Source organism: Pseudomonas sp. IPO3747 (assembly GCF_013385245.1).
In the GTDB taxonomy this organism is placed as follows: domain Bacteria; phylum Pseudomonadota; class Gammaproteobacteria; order Pseudomonadales; family Pseudomonadaceae; genus Aquipseudomonas; species Aquipseudomonas edaphica.
Map to the genome: position 1 here is coordinate 34,540 of NZ_JACAQL010000015.1, position 16,501 is coordinate 51,040.

At 61.5% G+C, this 16,501-nt stretch carries 17 protein-coding genes; 5 read left to right on the plus strand and 12 right to left on the minus strand.

Going from position 1 to position 16,501, the window contains the following annotated elements; translation table 11 throughout:
* The first annotated feature begins 53 nt into the window (after nucleotides 1–53).
* Nucleotides 54–917 (plus strand): LysR family transcriptional regulator, encoded by an 864-nt coding sequence (locus HX790_RS19310; protein WP_176991950.1) that lies wholly within the window; start codon nucleotides 54–56, stop codon nucleotides 915–917.
* A gap of 1 nt (nucleotide 918) precedes the next feature.
* On the opposite strand, the gene HX790_RS19315 is transcribed toward HX790_RS19310, so the two are convergent.
* Nucleotides 919–1,875, minus strand: a complete 957-nt coding sequence (locus HX790_RS19315; protein WP_176991951.1) for a GlxA family transcriptional regulator — start codon at nucleotides 1,873–1,875, stop codon at nucleotides 919–921.
* Nucleotides 1,876–1,981: 106 nt separating this feature from the next.
* Between HX790_RS19315 and HX790_RS19320 the strand changes: the two genes are divergently transcribed.
* Complete coding sequence (locus tag HX790_RS19320) at nucleotides 1,982–2,524, plus strand: acyl-CoA thioesterase (protein ID WP_017137744.1); 543 nt, start codon at nucleotides 1,982–1,984, stop codon at nucleotides 2,522–2,524.
* A 352-nt stretch (nucleotides 2,525–2,876) separates the two neighbouring features.
* On the opposite strand, the gene HX790_RS19325 is transcribed toward HX790_RS19320, so the two are convergent.
* The 4 genes from HX790_RS19325 to HX790_RS19340 all read right to left on the minus strand — a co-directional run bounded on the left by HX790_RS19325 (nucleotide 2,877) and on the right by HX790_RS19340 (nucleotide 7,166).
* Complete coding sequence (locus HX790_RS19325) at nucleotides 2,877–3,665, minus strand: ABC transporter ATP-binding protein (protein ID WP_176991952.1); 789 nt, start codon at nucleotides 3,663–3,665, stop codon at nucleotides 2,877–2,879.
* Nucleotides 3,659–4,648, minus strand: a complete 990-nt coding sequence (locus tag HX790_RS19330; protein WP_176991953.1) for an ABC transporter permease — start codon at nucleotides 4,646–4,648, stop codon at nucleotides 3,659–3,661. Before HX790_RS19330 ends, HX790_RS19325 begins: the two co-directional genes overlap by 7 nt.
* The gene (locus tag HX790_RS19335) at nucleotides 4,635–5,693 is read right to left on the minus strand and encodes an ABC transporter substrate-binding protein (protein WP_176991954.1); all 1,059 of its coding nucleotides are present in this window, start codon (nucleotides 5,691–5,693) and stop codon (nucleotides 4,635–4,637) included. The genes HX790_RS19330 and HX790_RS19335 overlap by 14 nt, the downstream gene beginning before the upstream one ends.
* A gap of 153 nt (nucleotides 5,694–5,846) precedes the next feature.
* Complete coding sequence (locus HX790_RS19340) at nucleotides 5,847–7,166, minus strand: LLM class flavin-dependent oxidoreductase (protein ID WP_138454001.1); 1,320 nt, start codon at nucleotides 7,164–7,166, stop codon at nucleotides 5,847–5,849.
* A gap of 345 nt (nucleotides 7,167–7,511) precedes the next feature.
* On the opposite strand from HX790_RS19340, the gene tal reads away from it, so the two are divergent.
* Nucleotides 7,512–8,435, plus strand: a complete 924-nt coding sequence (gene tal, locus HX790_RS19345) for a transaldolase (RefSeq protein ID WP_176991955.1) — start codon at nucleotides 7,512–7,514, stop codon at nucleotides 8,433–8,435.
* A 161-nt stretch (nucleotides 8,436–8,596) separates the two neighbouring features.
* Here the strand turns inward: tal and HX790_RS19350 are convergent, their stop codons facing one another.
* The 4 genes from HX790_RS19350 to HX790_RS19365 form a co-directional block, all read right to left on the minus strand.
* On the minus strand, nucleotides 8,597–8,953 hold the full coding sequence (locus HX790_RS19350; RefSeq protein WP_169987214.1) for a lysozyme inhibitor LprI family protein: 357 nt from the start codon (nucleotides 8,951–8,953) through the stop codon (nucleotides 8,597–8,599).
* Between the two features lie 13 nt (nucleotides 8,954–8,966).
* Complete coding sequence (locus HX790_RS19355; RefSeq protein WP_176991956.1) at nucleotides 8,967–10,151, minus strand: sugar transporter; 1,185 nt, start codon at nucleotides 10,149–10,151, stop codon at nucleotides 8,967–8,969.
* Nucleotides 10,152–10,262: 111 nt separating this feature from the next.
* Entirely contained in the window at nucleotides 10,263–10,625 is a 363-nt protein-coding gene (locus HX790_RS19360) for a hypothetical protein (RefSeq protein ID WP_017137735.1), read from the minus strand.
* Between the two features lie 86 nt (nucleotides 10,626–10,711).
* On the minus strand, nucleotides 10,712–11,710 hold the full coding sequence (locus HX790_RS19365; protein ID WP_099547751.1) for a bile acid:sodium symporter family protein: 999 nt from the start codon (nucleotides 11,708–11,710) through the stop codon (nucleotides 10,712–10,714).
* Between the two features lie 85 nt (nucleotides 11,711–11,795).
* Between HX790_RS19365 and HX790_RS19370 the strand changes: the two genes are divergently transcribed.
* Nucleotides 11,796–12,584 carry a helix-turn-helix domain-containing protein gene (locus tag HX790_RS19370; protein WP_017137733.1) on the plus strand — a complete coding sequence of 263 codons (789 nt, stop codon included), beginning with the start codon at nucleotides 11,796–11,798 and terminating at the stop codon, nucleotides 12,582–12,584.
* A gap of 127 nt (nucleotides 12,585–12,711) precedes the next feature.
* On the opposite strand, the gene HX790_RS19375 is transcribed toward HX790_RS19370, so the two are convergent.
* Entirely contained in the window at nucleotides 12,712–13,725 is a 1,014-nt protein-coding gene (locus tag HX790_RS19375; protein ID WP_176991957.1) for an ABC transporter substrate-binding protein, read from the minus strand.
* A gap of 165 nt (nucleotides 13,726–13,890) precedes the next feature.
* Between HX790_RS19375 and HX790_RS19380 the strand changes: the two genes are divergently transcribed.
* Nucleotides 13,891–14,319 (plus strand): hypothetical protein, encoded by a 429-nt coding sequence (locus HX790_RS19380; protein ID WP_017137731.1) that lies wholly within the window; start codon nucleotides 13,891–13,893, stop codon nucleotides 14,317–14,319.
* Between the two features lie 134 nt (nucleotides 14,320–14,453).
* On the opposite strand, the gene HX790_RS19385 is transcribed toward HX790_RS19380, so the two are convergent.
* Together HX790_RS19385 and HX790_RS19390 are read right to left on the minus strand one after the other, a co-directional pair.
* On the minus strand, nucleotides 14,454–16,196 hold the full coding sequence (locus tag HX790_RS19385) for an ABC transporter substrate-binding protein (RefSeq protein ID WP_017137730.1): 1,743 nt from the start codon (nucleotides 16,194–16,196) through the stop codon (nucleotides 14,454–14,456).
* A gap of 32 nt (nucleotides 16,197–16,228) precedes the next feature.
* Nucleotides 16,229–16,501 (minus strand): DUF2160 domain-containing protein, encoded by a 273-nt coding sequence (locus HX790_RS19390; protein ID WP_026013758.1) that lies wholly within the window; start codon nucleotides 16,499–16,501, stop codon nucleotides 16,229–16,231.

Sequence of the window (16,501 nt, forward strand, 5' to 3'; positions counted from 1 at the left end):
ATTCGGTTGCAATATTCCCCAATCCCTCCCAGCCTCTGTGCGGAAATAACCCGATGTTCGATTGGCAGGACCTCTACTACTTCACCGTGCTGGCCCGCACCCAGTCATTGTCGGCCGCCGCCCGCGAGCTGCAGGTGGAGCACGCCACCGTCGGGCGCCGGGTCGATGCACTGGAAAAAGCCCTGGGCGTAAAGCTGGTGGACCGCCTGCCCCGCAGCCGCCCGCTCACGGCGCAAGGCCTGGCCTTGGCGCAAGTGGCGGCGGGCATGGGCGATATGGCCACGCAGGTGATGCGCTTGTCGCGCGTGGCCTCCATTGAACTGGCCGGCACTGTGCGCGTCAGTTGCCCGCCGTCCATCGCCAACCACTGCATTGCACCTCAGCTTGCGCGTTTACGCGCCCACTACCCGCAGCTGAATCTGGTGCTGATGCCGTCCACTCAACTGGCCGCGCTGGACAAGGGCGAAGCCGACATCGCCTTGCGCACCCTGCGCCCCGACGAAGCAGCCCTGGTGCGGCGCAAAGTCGGCGTGGTGCGCTTCGGCTTGTACGCCGCACCTGCGCTCGAACACTTGCCGGCAGCGCAATGGACCTTCATCGCCTACGACGCCAGCCGCGACCACCTGCCCCAGCAAGCCTGGCTGCACCAACTGCGCGGCCCTCGCCCTATCGTATTTGCCGCCAGCGAGTTGATCACCCAGCAGATGGCCGCGCGCGCGCAGGTCGGCGCGGTAGTGCTGCCGACCCTGGTGGGCGACCACGACCCGCTGTTGACCCGGTTGCCTACGCCCAGCGACGGCCCGGTGCGTGATATCTGGCTGACGGTCTACCCGGATATGCGCCGCTCACCGTCGGTGAAAGTGGTGATGGAGTTTCTGGTGGAATGTATTGAAGTGCAGGCGCAGCTGCGTCGCTGATTCAGGCCGTGGCGAGGAATTTCTTGCGATACGCCGCCGGCAGCATCCCCACGCGCTGCTGGAACAGGCGGCGAAACGAATTACTGTCTTCATACCCCACCGCGTAGGTGATGCTTTCGAGGGTCATGCGCGTGGACTCCAGCATCTGCTTGGCCCGCTCCAGGCGCAGGGTTTGCACATAACCCACGGGCGTATAGCCGGTCGCCTCCTTGAAACGCCGCTTGAAATTGCGCACACCAAAGCCAAAGCGCCGCGCCACGTCGTCAATTACCAACGCCTGGGCAAAGTGCTGCTCCAGCCAATGCTGCACCCGCAGGATCTCGCCGTCGCCGTGGTTCTTGGGCAACGACCACAGGGCGTACACCGACTGCTCGGTACGCACGCCGTCGATCAACAGGTATTTGCCACAGGTATGCGCAAGCTCTGGTGAACCGAAGCGGCGGATCAGGTGCAGCATCAGGTCCATCGCCGCGCTGGCGCCACCGCTGGTGATTACACGGTTTTCTTCACACAGGATCTGCGCGTCCTCCAGGCTCACGTCGGGGTAACGGCGCCGGAACAGCTCGGCAAACGCCCAGTGGGTGGTAGCGCGCAAGCCTTGCAACAGGCCGCTTTCGGCCAGCAAAAAAGCTGCGGTGCACATCGATGCCAGCACCGCGCCCTGGGCATATTGCTCACGCAGCCACGGGCCGTAGGCAGGAAAAGTGGGCAAGGCCTGCTTGAGGGTAAACAGGAAACCGGGGATCAGGATCAGGTCGGTGCGGCGCACCTGCGCCGCCGCGCACGCCACCTGCATGCACTGCCCGCTCCACGTGGTGACGGGCTGGCCGTCCAGGGAGACAACCACGACCTCAAAGGGTGGGCTGTCGGCAAACAGATTGGCGGCGCTGAGCATTTCCAGGACCAGGGTGGCGTTGGCGGCAGAACAATCATCGGCCAGGAGCAAGGTAATGTGCATAAAAAGCCTGTTTGCGTTTTTCGCATGTAATAAGTCATTTGCGCACCTACCTTAGCCGATTCCGGCTGCGTACAGTGCGGCTTCTGATCAACTGCCTGGCACGTTTATGAATCTCTGGTTTCGATTGCTGTTCATGTTGTTCCGTCGTCCCTGGCGCAAGCCCGTGCAGGGTTTGGACACCACTGTAGTGCGCATGCGGGTGTGGCCGCTGGACCTGGATATCAACCGGCACGTCACCAACGGCCGGTACTTCACCCTGGCAGACGTTGCGCGGATGGATTTTGTGCTGCGTACCGGCGCTTTTCGCGTGGCCCTGCGCAACAAGGCGTTGCCGATTGTGGGCGACACCTGGGGCAAGTTCCGCCGCGAGCTGAAGCTCTTTGAAGTGTTCGAGGTACACACGCGCATGCTCGGCTGGGACCACAAATGGAGCCTGATGGAGCACCGTTTTATCAGCCGGGGCCGAGTGGTGGGCGTGGTGGTGATGCGCGGCCTGTTCCGCTCCGCCAAGGGCACCCTGCCCCCGGCCGACTTTGTGCGCGAACTCGGCTTGGCCGAAGCGTCACCGCCCATGCCGCAGTGGCTGAGTGACTGGGCAAACAGTTGTGATGAGATGAGCGTGCAGTTGCGGGCGCAGGAGCAGGTTTGAGCGCACCTAGGCCTTGGATACGAGTTTCTTCAGGTTGGCTTCGGCGTCATCCCTGGCCAGGTGGAGTATCGACGAAATTCATCCCAGTGCAAGTACCGACTTTTGCCGTCGACCGCTTTGCAGAGGCCCGCCAGCTCGATAACTTCCAAGCCGTATTGCTTTAGCAAATCTGCGAAATCGGTTGGCTTATGGGTTCTCGCCATCGCTGAAACTCAATTTTCGAAAACTGAGTTGTTCCTTGCGCATGGGGTTGGCGGTGTCAAGGGCTATGCAGTCAGACTGTGGGGTTGCGGGACGCGGAGCGTCCCAAGCGGCATTCCCACGCAGAGCGTGGGAACGATCAGACCGACAACTACCAGCTCTCCCCCAACCCCAACAACCCCAGAATCTGCCGGCGTAAATCCACCAGATAGGCATCATCGCGATGCCGAGGATAGGGCCGGTCGATGGTCAACTGCGCCTGGATCTTCGCCGGGCGGTCACTGAATACGATCACGCGGTTGGCCAGCAGCAAGGCTTCTTCCACGTCGTGGGTCACCAGCAACGCCGTGTAGCCCTGGCGCTGCCACAGGTCGATAAGCTCCTTTTGCAGGGTGATGCGCGTCAGCGAGTCCAGCTTGCCCAGGGGTTCATCCAGAATCAGCAGCCGTGGCTGGTTGACCAGCGCACGGGCCAACGCCACGCGCTGGGCCATGCCGCCGGAAAGTTGTCGAGGGTAGGCGTGCGCGAAGGCGCTGAGGCCGACTTTTTCCAGGGCTTGATCGACCTTGGCCGAATGGGTCTTGAGCAAGCCTTGAGCCTCCAGGCCCAGCGCGACGTTGTCCCACACGCGGCGCCACGGGTACAGGGTCGGGTCCTGGAACACCACCACGCGGCTCGGGTCGGGGCCGGTGATGGCGTGCCCATCGGCCAGCAAACGCCCGGAGTCAGCCGGTTCCAACCCGGCCACCAGGCGCAGCAAAGTGGATTTGCCGCACCCCGAAGGCCCCAGCAACGCCACGAATTCTCCGGGCGCCACCTCCAGGGAAACCCGCTCCAATACCGGCAAATGCTGCCCGTCCAGTGCAAAGCCATGGCTGAGGTTCTCAATCCGCAGCGCCAGCCCGGGCGCGGGTTGGATTGCTTGTGCCAGCGCTACCATTTCATCGCTCCTTTCTGCCAGGCCAACAAGCGGTCACGCACCAGGAACAACCCGGTGATCAACCCCGAACAGGCCAGTGCCATGATCAATAATGCCGCGTACATGTTCGCGTAGGCGGCCCAGCCTTGAGCCCATTGCAAGTACCAGCCGATGCCGGATTTAACCCCCATCATTTCCGCCACCACCAAGGTCGAAAACGAGGCCCCCAGGCCCATGAACAAGCCGACAAACACGTGGGGCAACGCAGCGGGAATCGCCACTTTGAAAATCAGGAAGCCCGGTTTGGCACCCAAGGTGCGCGCCACGTCGTAATAGGCTTTATCGACACTCGCCACGCCGGACCAGGTCAGCACCGTGACCGGAAACCAGGTGGCCAGGGCGATCAGGAAAACACTTGCGCTCCAACTGCTGGGAAACAGGAAAAAACACAGCGGCAGCAACGCCGTCGACGGCACCGGCCCGAGGATACGCAGCACCGGGTGCAACCAGTAGCCGATGCGCGTGGACCAGCCGATGGAGACGCCCGCGACAAAACCAGTCGCCGCGCCCAGCGCCACGCCCGAACCCAGCAGCAAGGCCGAATGCAGCAGGCTGTCGGCCAGGCGCGCATAGTCTTCGACATACACCGCAAGCAAGGCCTGGGGCGGCGCGAAAAACGGCACCGGCAGCAGCGCCAGTTTGGCGGTGAGCAGCTCCCAGACACCCAGTAATACCGGCAAGGCAATCAACCAAGGCCCGGTCTTTTGCAAGCGCTGGCCGAGCCGCGAAAAACGCAGGCCCAGCAGGCTCAACAGAATGAACAGCGCAGCCACCGCCACGCACACATTGGCCAGCCCCTGGGTCATCGGCCAATTGCGCACGGCATTGGGCCAATAGCTGATCAACAGCGCCACGGCCACCCAGGCAGCCACCACCGTGGCGCCCTGCCAGCCGGCCTTGAATGTCAGGCTTGGGTTCAGGGTGGTTGCATCAACTGAAGACATCAGCGGTGATCTCCTTGGCGAACTCCACCGGGTCGGTGCCTTTGCTGATCACCTCGACGGTTTTCAGGTCGGTGACATAAGTGGTGATTTCCTGCGTCAGCGCCGCGCCGACCGCATGGTGGCCGTGGGTATGATCGTGCAGGATCGCCTGCACTTCTTCTGTCGTAGTATTGAGCGCATAAGCCTGGAAGCCCTTGGCGACTTCTTCGGGGTGCTGCACGGAATAGTCGTGGGCCTCCAGAATCGCCTGGGTCAGCGCCGCGACCACGCGCTTGTCTTCACGTACCAGCTTGCCGGTGACGCCGACCACGCAGCAACTGAGGTTGGCGTATGCCTCCACCAGGTTGGTGGACAACTCCCGCGCCACGCCGGACTTGATCAGACGGTACATGAACGGGTCGCTGCCACTGACCGCCTGCACTTCGCCACGCTCCAGCGCGGTGCCCAGCAGGTCGGCCGGGTACAGGCGCCATTCGACGTCGCGCACCGGGTCGACGCCGTGCTTTTTCAGCAGGATCGAGAAGAAATTGCGGTCGGGGCTGGCCATGTCGGTGACACCGATGGCCTTGCCCTTGAGGTCTTCGAGCTTATTCACGCCACCGTTCGCGGCACTCAGCAAGCGCAGGCAACCACCGTGGGTGCCGGCCGTGAGCTTGACGTCAAAGCCTTGTTCCAGCGCCTTGAGCCAACGCAGCGCCATGCCGATGCCCGCATCCGCCTTGCCGGTGGCGATGGCTTCGAGCAGCACTTCGGTGGAGTTGCCGAAGTTGACCAGTTCCACATCGAGGTTGTGCTTGGTGAAAAAGCCCTGGCCGTGGGCGATCACCACTGGCGCCAGGCACACGGCGTTGAGGTTGACCGCCAGTTTGAGCTTGCGCGGCGCGTCGAGGCGGATGAACTCGCCGGTGCCTGCAGGTTCCGCAGGCGTGCCGTGCCCGGCGTGCTCGTCGGCCGCAAAGCCCAGGCTGGGCAGCGCCAGGCCGGCCATGGAAATGCCCGCTATGCCGAGCAAACGGCGACGGGTCAAGTGATCGAAAGCAACCATGCGCAATTCCCTTTTTAAATTGATGTACCCAATAAAAAACACCGCCGCCCAAATGTGGGAGCTGGCTTGCCTGCGATAGCGCAGTGTCAGTCAACAACGGTGCAAACTGACCCACCGCTATCGCAGGCAAGCCAGCTCCCACATAGAACGCATTCAGTCGAGCCCGAGGTGCTCACGCAACGTCGAACCTTCGTACGCCGTGCGGAACAGGCCCTTGCGCTGCAAGTGCGGAATCACGCTCTCGACAAATTCGGTGAACGAGCCCGGCAAGTACCCCGGCGAAATCACAAAGCCGTCGCAACCGCCTTGCTCGAACAGCTCAGCCAATTGGTCGGCGATCTGCGCGCCGGTGCCCACCAGTTGCGGCACGCGCACGCTGCTGGCGAAGATCCGGCCGAGTTGTTCCAGGGTCAGCTCAGAGCCTTGCATCAGCAGCTTTTCAGCGGCCGCCGCGTGGATAAGCGGCGATTGCGCCACCTCGGCCAAGGTGGCCGACAGCGGGAACGGCGACAGGTCCACATTCAGTTGCGAAGCCAGTGTCACCAGCCCCAACTCCGGCCGCGCCAGGGCGTTGTGCTGGTCGCGTTTGGCGCGGGCTTCGGCTTCGCTGCCGCCAATAAACGGCATCACCGCGGTGAGTATTTTGCAGCTGTCGGCGGCGCGGCCTTGTTGCACCACCTGGGCGCGCACGTCATCGCGAAAGGCCCGCATCGCCGCCAGGTGCGGGTGAATGGTAAAAATCGCCTCGGCCCACCGTGCGCCAAAGCGCCGACCCCGCCCGGAAGACCCGGCCTGGATCAGCACCGGCCGGCCCTGGGGCGAACGCGGGATATTCAGCGGGCCTTCAACCCGGAACCACTCGCCCTGGTGTTGCACCGAGGTAATCAATGCCGGGTCGGCGAGCACGCCGCTTTCGCGGTCGAGCTTGAGCGCGTCCTTGCCCCAGCTGTTCCAGAGTTTCAGCGCGACCTCGACAAACTCATCGGCGCGGTCGTAGCGCAGGTCATGCTCCAGGTGCTTGGCCTTGCCGAACAGGCGCCCTTCGCTGTCATTCATCGAGGTGACGATATTCCACGCCGCGCGGCCCTTGGACAAGTGGTCCAAGGTGGCGAATTCGCGGGCAATATGCGCCGGTTCGTAATAGGTGGTGGAACGGGTCGCGCCCAGGCCGAGTTTGGTGGTCTGGCCCACCAGGTACGACAGGATCGGCAGCGGGTCGAGGCGCGTGGCGTCCTGGGCGCCGTAGCGCAAGGCAAACTCACGGGAGCCGCCCATCTGGTCGCCCACGGCCAGGCGATCGGCGAAAAACAGGAAGTCGAACAAGCCTTCCTCCACGACTTTGGCGATACGCGTGTAGTACTCGGGGTCGAGGTAATTGCCGACGGTTTCGGGGTGGCGCCATACCGCGTGGCTGTGCACCACCGGGCCGCTCAACAGGAAGGCTGACAAATGGATCTGGCGGCGTGAGGTCATAAAGCGTCTTCGCGGGAAAGTTCGCTTTTGATTATATTAATCACGCACGATTATGAAAGAATCATATAACTCTATGGTTATGCCCGATTCGTCGGACGCTGCAAAAAGCGCCCTAAGCTCAGATCGAAAGAGTATTTATCGAATGCTTTTCATAACTTTAAGCTTGGCGCTATTTCGCAAGAAAATCGCGGTGATGAGAGGCACGCCTTACGCCAAGGCGGTGGATGCGCAGGATGTGCAGACCTGGAAGCCTTAAGGCCGCGACAGGTTTGCACGCGCGGTAAACAGGGCGCCCCGGAAATGGTACAACAGCTACCTTCACTCTTTTCCTGGGGACCGCCACTCATGACGTCCAAGCTCGAACAACTCAAGCAATTCACCACCGTGGTCTGCGACACCGGCGACCTGGAAGCCATCAGCCGCCTGCGCCCGGTGGACGCCACCACCAACCCGTCGCTGCTGCTCAAGGCCGCCGCCATCCCGGAATACGCCGAGCTGCTGCGCAATGCCGTGAGCCTGTCCAAAGGCGATGTGGACCTGGCCTGCGATCACTTTGCGGTGTCGGTGGGCGCGGGCATTCTCAAGGTGATTCCGGGGCGTATTTCCACTGAAGTCGACGCGCGTTTGTCGTTCGACGAAGACGCGCTGTGGGCCAAGGCCAACCAGCTGATCGCCCTGTATGACCAGGCCGGTGTCGGCCGCGACCGCGTGCTGATCAAACTGGCCTCCACCTGGGAAGGCATCCGCACCGCCGAGCGCCTGGAAAAAGCCGGTATCCAGACCAACCTCACCCTGCTGTTTTCCTTCGCCCAGGCCCAGGCCTGCGCGGATGCCGGGGTGTTTTTGATCTCGCCGTTCGTGGGCCGCATCTACGACTGGTATCGCAAAAACACCGGCCTGGACTACACCGGTGCCGAAGACCCGGGCGTGCAGTCGGTGACGCGTATCTACAACTACTACAAGGCCAATAAAATCGACACCGTGGTGATGGGCGCCAGCTTCCGCACCTTGAGCCAGATCGAAGAGCTGGCCGGTTGCGACCGCCTGACCATCAGCCCTGACCTGCTGCAAAAACTGGCTGACGATAACGGCGTGCTGCAACGCAAATTGGCGCCGGGCGTAGAAGGCGAAGCGCGTCAGCCATTGACCGAAGCGCAATTCCGTTGGGCGTCGAATGAAGATGCGATGGCGACTGAAAAACTCGCCGAAGGCATTCGCCAGTTTGCGCGGGATCAGGAGAAGCTCGAGGCGGTGCTGGCTGCGCTGTAAGGTACTAAAACCGCATGCGGTCAAATGTGGGAGCTGGCTTGCCTGCGATAGCGGTGGTGGCTGACAGATCGCTATCGCAGGCAAGCCAGCTCCCACAGAAAAGCCTGCTCGCCACAACAAGCCAGCTCCCACAGGTTGCTTTTTTGCCTAGGATTGCTGGCTCAAAACGGCCCTTTCGTCATCACCCGCTCATCAATGAACCCGCGCAACATGCCGATCCGCTGCGTATAAGCAGCGCTCAGGCAACTGACTTTCGCCCCGCAGGCATGCCGCTGTTTGAGCCATTCGGCCTGCCCGTCCATCAATGACCCGCGCCCGCCCATGGCCATGAAGTGCTTGTTCAGGTCGTAGAGCAACGCCATGGTCACGTCCTGGTCGTTGAGGCTGACGTTCTTGCAAATCGCAATTTCGTCAGGCGCTTTGGCCTTGCCACAGTCGAAGCTGGCGGCAACGCTCGAAGGGCTGAGCAACAGCGCAGACACGCTGGCAAGCATCGCGAAAACAGCAGGTTTGATCATCAATCGTTACTCCTCAGCTACGCACCACACCCGTCCCAAACTTGCGAATCGCCAGGCAATACCCGATCAACGCCACCGCTGCCAACGCCCCGCCCGCCACGCCGATCCAGGCGAAGCCGAAGTGGCTGCCGACCCAGCTGCCCATCAGGGCGCCGCCGCCGATGCCGATGTTGTAGATGCCGGAGAACATTGCCATGGCCACGTCGGTGGCGTCGGGGGCCAGCACCAGCACCTTCGATTGCATGGCGAGGCCGAAGCCCATGATGGCCATGCCCCAGAAAATGCTCAGTATCACCAGGTACGACTCGGCGCCGCTCAAGGGCAGCAGCAGGGTCAAGCAGGCCGCGAGCAGGAACACTGCGCTGACCACGAAAATATGCGGGTTGAAACGGTGCACCAGGCTGAACAGCAGCGAGCCGATGATGCCCGCGCCGCCGAACACCAGCAAAATCAGGGTTACGGCGCCACCGCCCAAACCGGCCACGCCTTCGACGAAGGGTTCGATGTAGCTGTAGGCGGTGAATTGCGCGGTGACGGTCATGGCGGTGAGCACGTACAGCGCCACCAGTGCTGGGCGTTTGAACAGCAACGGCAGGCTGCGCAGCGAGCCGGAGTTCTGGCTCGGCAGCGGCGGCAAGGTGCGCGCCAGCCAGAACACCAGCGCGCCAGCGAACGCGGCGATCACCAGGAAGGTGGTGCGCCAGCCCATGGCTTCGCCGAGCAGGCGGCCCAGCGGAATGCCCAACACCATCGCCAGGGACGTGCCGGTGGCCAATAACCCAAGGGCTTGCACCTGCTTGCCTTCCGGCGCCAGGCGCACGGCCAGGGACGCGGTAATTGACCAGAACAGCGCGTGGGACAACGCAATGCCGATGCGACTGACCATCAGCAGGCCAAAACTGTTGGCGACGCTGGAGAGGATATGGCTGGCGATAAACAGGCCGAACAGCACGATCAGCAACTTGCGCCGCTCGACGTTGCGCGTCAGCAGCATCACCGGCAACGAGGTCAGCGAAACGATCCAGGCATAGATGGTGAGCATCAAGCCGACGCTGGCGATGGGCATGTCGAAGCTCGCACCGATGGCGCTGAGCAGCCCCACGGGCACGAATTCGGTGGTATTGAACACAAAGGCGGCCAGCGCCAAGGCGATGACCGGTTGCCAATTGGCTTGGGGCGTTGCGGCTGAAATGCTCATTGGCGGGCGAGATACTCTGGCGATGATCCAACGGCCGCGCAGAACAGCGCCGCCGCCGGGCATTCTATAGGTTTCTTGGCCCGCTGTTGACGCGGATCGTCGCCCGAAGGCTTAGGGCGAGGTCATGGTAATCACGTAGTTGCCCGACTGGATCGCCTTGCCAGCGGCATCCACCAGCAAGTAACTCTGGTTGTAATAACGCCCATCGCCGCTGTCTGCCACCAGCTTTACATGGGCGGCGTTGACGCTGGCCACTGGCGCAATATTGCGCACCTCGAAGCGACTGCCGCGATTGGAACTGGCGCACCCGGTCAACTCCATCACCGCGCCACTGCGCGCATTTGTCGCACAGCCAGGTTCGACGATGGCGCCGCGAAATTGAATGGTGCCCTGCCCTATGGTCTGCGCGGCACCACAGGCTCCCGCCCATAGGCAAAACAGGCCGGTTAATACCGAAATACCTTTAACGTTCATGCCGACACTCCTTATTGGGCTCTCAATAAGGAAGTCGTCTGCTCGGGCGTTAACTTGAGGTCAATCTTCCCAAGGTGTGCGCTGGATCACGGATCGACCTGGCCCATCATCTCGGGGATGCTTTCCGGGCGTTTGGCATAACGCTGCGCCAACGCCGCACAGACCATCAACTGGATCTGGTGAAACAGCATCAACGGCAAAATCAGCACGCCCATGGTCGCCCCGGCGAACAGCACCTGGGCCATCGGTACACCGGTGGCCAGGCTTTTCTTCGAGCCACAGAACAAGATGGTGATGCGGTCTTCCTGGTTAAACCCAAATGCCTTGCCCAGCACGGCGGAGGCCACCAGCACCAAGCCCAGCAACACGCAGCAGGCGACGACCAGACCGCCCAGCTCCCACAACGGGATCTGGTGCCAGATGCCTTCGTTGACCGCTTCGCTGAAAGCGCCATACACCACCAGCAGAATCGAGCCTTGGTCGACGAACTTCAGCCAGGATTTATTACGCCCCACCCACTCGCCAATCCAGCGCCGGGCGATCTGCCCGGCCACAAAAGGCAGCAACAGCTGCACGCTGATTTTCAGGATGGCATCGACCGTGGAGCCGCCATCGCCGTGTACGTTAAGCAGCAAGGTCACCAGCAACGGCGTCAGGAAGATGCCGAACAGGCTGGAGGCCGCCGCGCTGCAGATGGCTGCCGGGATGTTGCCGCGGGCCAGCGAGGTGAAGGCAATCGCCGATTGCACCGTGGCCGGCAGCGCACACAGATACAGCATGCCCATGTACAGGTCGTTGCCGATCAGCGGCGACAGCAGCGGCTTGAGCGCCAGGCCCAACAATGGGAACAGCACAAAAGTCAGGCTGAACACCAGCAAATGCAGGCGCCAGTGCCCGGCACCAGCGACGATGGCCTGGCGCGACAGCTTGGCGCCGTGCAGGAAAAACAGCAGCGCGATGGCCAGGTTAGTCACCCAGCCGAAGGCCACGGCGGTCTGGCCGCTGGCCGGCAGCAGTGACGCAAGGATCACCGTGGCGATCAGGGTCAGGGTGAAGTTGTCAGGTAGAAAACGCGGGCGGGTCATAAGCAAATCTTCCAGGGGTTGCCAAGAGCATCGCTGCGACTCTAACTTAACGGCCTGTTACCGACTAACGCCAATGAGCCAGTAAATGCCGCCTAAAGGACATGACAAGACGGTTAGGCGCAGTGTGCCCGGGCTTTCCAGCCTGCCACGCCCGGTGTATGGCCGCACCGAATCGCTGCCCAACCGCGCGCTGACCCGCCGGCACAGCCACCCGTGGGTGCAGTTGTCGTATGCGATTTCGGGGGTGCTGGAGATCCAGACCAGTGTCGGCCGTTTCGTCGCCCCGCCCCAGCGCGCCGTGTGGATTCCGGCGGGCGTGCCACACAGGGTGTTCAGTTCACCGCACACGGAAATGCGCAGCCTGTACCTCGATTGCAGCGTCACCGCCTGGGCGGCCGAGCGTTGCCAGGTGCTGGAGGTGAGCAGTTTGTTGCGCGAGTTGATCCGCAGTTTCAGCGAGTTGCCGGTGGAGTATGCCGAGGACGGCCCGGACGGGCGGCTGGCCCAGGTGGTGCTCGACCAACTGGCGGCCGCGCCCCAGGTGGATTTGATGCTGCCGTTGCCCCATGACCCACGGCTGCGGCAGATTTACCGCAGCCTGAACCTGCACCCGGAGCAGCAGACCACCCTGGGTGACTGGAGCCACAAGCTTGGGGTCAGTGAAAAGACCCTGAGCCGGTTGTTTTTGAGTGATACAGGCCTGACCTTTCGCGCCTGGCGTCAGCGCCTGCGCTTGCTCAGCGCCCTGCCCGCGCTGGAGCAAGGCGAGCGGGTGACGGATGTGGCGCTGGGGTGTGGGTATGAGTCGACGTCGGCGTTTATCAATGCGTTTCGGCAGCAGTTTGAGTCTACGCCGGGCGAATTCTTCCGCTGACACATAGACAACAACGATCCACTGTGGGAGCTGGCTTGCCTGCGATGCAGGCACCTCGGTGTGTCAGGTACACCGAGTTGATGCTATCGCAGGCAAGCCAGCTCCCACATTGGCTCCCAATTACAAATCAGCTGCCATCACCACCATGGGCTTCTTCAAAGAAGTAATCCTTCCAGCTCGCCGCCTTGTTCTTCAGCACGCCCAATTCCTGCAGCTTTTGGGCATAGATAAACGTACGCTGCGGCACGATGGTGAAGTCGATTTCCGGGTCCTGGACGATTTTCTCCACCAGGTCCAGCGGCAGCTTGGATTCCTCTACGCGAATATACGTCTTGGCGGCCGCAGGTTTATCGGCCTTGATGATCTTCTCGGCCTCCGCCAGCGCGTCATAAAACGCCTTGTAGGTCCTGGGGTTGTCATCGTGAAATTTCTGCGTGGTGTAGAGCACGTTGAACGACGCCTGCCCGCCAAGAATGTCGTAGGAACTGAGCACCTTGTGCACGTTAGGGTTCAACAACTCCTGATACTGAAACGGCGGGCTGGAGAAGTGTGAATTGATCTCCGAACCACCGGCAATCAACGCCGCCGTGGCATCCGGGTGGGCCAGGCTGATGGAGATGTCGTCGAACTTCTTGAAATTGGCATCGCCGAACAGCTTGGCCGTCTCGATCTGCAAGGTGCGCGACTGGAAACCCACGCCGGCGGCCGGCACAGCGATGCGGTCTTTGTCGGTGAAGTCCTGCATGGTCTTCACGTTGGGGTTATTGGTCAGCAGGTAATTGGGCATCGAACCCAGGGAGGCGATGGCCTTGACGTTCTGCTTGCCCTTGGTGCGGTCCCACAGGGTGAGCATCGGCGGCACACCCGCCGAGACCACATCCAGGGCGCCGGCCAGCAGCGATTCATTCATGGCGGTGGCGCCGGAAATGCTGTTCCATTCCACCTTGATATCCAGGCCCTGCTCCTTGCCATGTTTTTCGATCAGGTGCTGGTCGCGCACCACGTCGAGGATCAGGTAACCGATACCGAATTGCTGTGCAATGCTGATCTTGCCTTCGGCCTGGGCGCCGGGGCTGAGCAAGGCGCTCGCGGCCGCCAGGGACGCGGCCAACAGGGTCAGGGAGGAACGCTTGAAAGTCATGGGAATCTGCCGCGTTTTCGAGAAGGTGATAGAGCCTAGCGACGAATTTTAAGACTGGAAAAGAATATCGGGATCTATTGTTATGCTAATCATCCCCAAAATGCCGTGTGGCTGTTATTGTGCCGCGCTTTGAAATACACCTGCCAACCTGCGAGGAAATGGACGTTGAACACTGACGATAAAATGACTGGGGATCTGTTCGAGGTCGATAAGCGCCTGTCACTCAAGCCCGTGGTGGACTTCAACGCTTACCTGCGCAGCGCATTCGGCGATGGCCCATGCACCTGCGTGCGCTGCAGCGCCGCCAACGGTGACGAAACCGGCTACGCGTTCCAGCACACCTTCAACTTCGACGGCAAACCCACGCACCGCCGCTTTGCCTCCACGGCGGGCAGCGATGTGTTGATGGTGTTGAAGAAGGCGTGGCTGTCATACACCAAGGCCGAGCTGCCGCTCAGTGGCGTATTGGTGCTGGAGACGGTGAAGGAGTTTGTCGAGCCGCAACTTCACAAGCGCTTGGCGCCGCTGTTTTTGGCCAGTGAGCTGGTCAAGGATGTGGATGGGCAGTTGCAGGTTCAGCCGCAGGCCGCCTGACCTAGTGTTTACCTGCCCTTGTGGCGAGGGAGCTTGCTCCCGCTGGGCTGCGCAGCGGCCCCAAAAATGGGCCTGCTACGCAGGCCAGCGGGAGCAAGCTCCCTCGCCACAGGTACAGTGTTTCGGCCTATGGGTTATTTACGCGCCGCCTCCCACTGCTTCAACAGATCACCATAAGCCACGGTCTCCCCTTTGGGCTTCTCATTCGCCAGCTTGGGCTTCGGCGCGCCCGGCTGGTCAAACCAGTACTGCGCATCCCGCTCCGGGTTCATTTTTGGGCCGCACACCGGCTGCACCTTGGAACGCTCCAGGCGCGTCATGATCGCGTCCTGTTCCTTGGCCAGGTTATCCAGCGCCTGTTGCGGGGTTTTCTCGCCACTGGCCGCTGCGGCGATGTTGCTCCACCACAACTGCGCCAGGCGTGGGTAGTCGGGCACGTTGGTGCCGGTCGGCGTCCACTCCACCCGCGCCGGGCTGCGGTAGAACTCCACCAGCCCGCCGAGTTTCGGCGCCATGTCGGTCATGGCCTGGGAGTTGATGTCGGACTCACGAATCGGCGTCAGGCCAACGATGGTTTTCTTCAGTGACACGGTTTTCGAGGTCACGAACTGCGCGTACAGCCACGCCGCGAGTTTTTGCTTCTCGGGCGTGGACTTCAGGAAGGTCCAGGAACCCACGTCCTGATAGCCCTTTTTCATGCCCTTTTCCCAATACGGCCCGACCGGCGACGGCGCCATGCGCCATTTCGGCGTGCCGTCGGCGTTCACCACCGGCAGGCCCGGCTTGGTCATGTCGGCCGTAAACGCGGTGTACCAGAAGATCTGCTGGGCGATATTGCCCTGGGACGGCACCGGCCCGGATTCGGAGAAGGTCATGCCCGCCGCTTCCGGAGGCGCGTAGGCTTTCATCCAGTCCACGTACTTTTGCGTGGCAAACACCGCGGCCGGGCCATTGGTGTCGCCGCCACGGGTCACGCTGGAGCCTACCGGGTGGCAGTCCTCCACGCGAATGCCCCACTCGTCCACCGGCAAGCCGTTAGGCAGCCCCTTGTCGCCGCCGCCGGCCATGGAGAACCAGGCATCGGTGAAGCGCCAGCCCAGCGATGGGTCTTTTTTGCCGTAGTCCATGTGCCCATAGATACGTTTGCCGTCGATTTCCTTGACGTCTTCGCTGAAGAACTTGGCGATGTCTTCATAGGCCGACCAGTTCACCGGCACACCCAGCTCGTAGCCGTATTTTTCCTTGAACTTGGCTTTGAGGTCCGCGCGCTCAAACCAATCGGCGCGGAACCAGTAGAGGTTGGCGAACTGCTGGTCGGGCAACTGGTAGATCTTGCCGTCTGGCGCGGTGGTGAACGAGATGCCGATAAAGTCCTTGATATCCAGGGTCGGCGAGGTGAAGGCCTTGCCTTCGTTGGCCATCAGGTCGGTGATGGATTCGGTCTTGCCATAGCGAAAGTGCGTACCGATCAAGTCGGAATCGTTCACCCAGCCGTCATAGATATTCTTGTCGGACTGCATCTGGGTTTGCAGCTTCTCCACCACGTCGCCTTCCTGCAGCAGGTCGTGGGTCAGCTTGATGCCGGTGATTTCGCTGAAGGCCTTGGCCAGTACCTTGGATTCGTACTCGTGGGTGGTGAGGGTTTCCGACACCACGTTGATCTTCATCCCACGGAACGGTTCCGACGCCTTGATAAACCACTTCAACTCTTCGAGCTGCTGGGCTTCGGTAAGGGTGGACGGTTTAAACTCGCTGCCGATCCATTTTTTCGCGGCATCTTCGTACGCATCGGCCCAGGCCGTGGCGCTCAAACCGCTCAAGGCCAGTACGGCGGCCAATGAAATGCTATGTCGCAGCTTATTGTTTTTATTCAACATAGAGACCTCCTGGTGGTTTATTCATAAGGGCACTAGCCCCAACGCATCACACTCAACAGCCATACCAGGGATAGCGCAGACGCCACCCAGATGCTCCAGTCGGTAACGCCGATCACCAGCAAATGCAGGTAGGCGCTGCCGAGAAGACCGATAAACAAACGATCACCACGGGTGGTGCTGATCGGCAACAAACCGCGCCGAGGAATACTCGGCGAACGCAGTTCCCAGGTGGTCATGCCTGCCAGCAGCAGGCCAATCGTCACAAAGAACAGTGCGGTGGGGGTGGTCCAGGCCATCCATTCCAT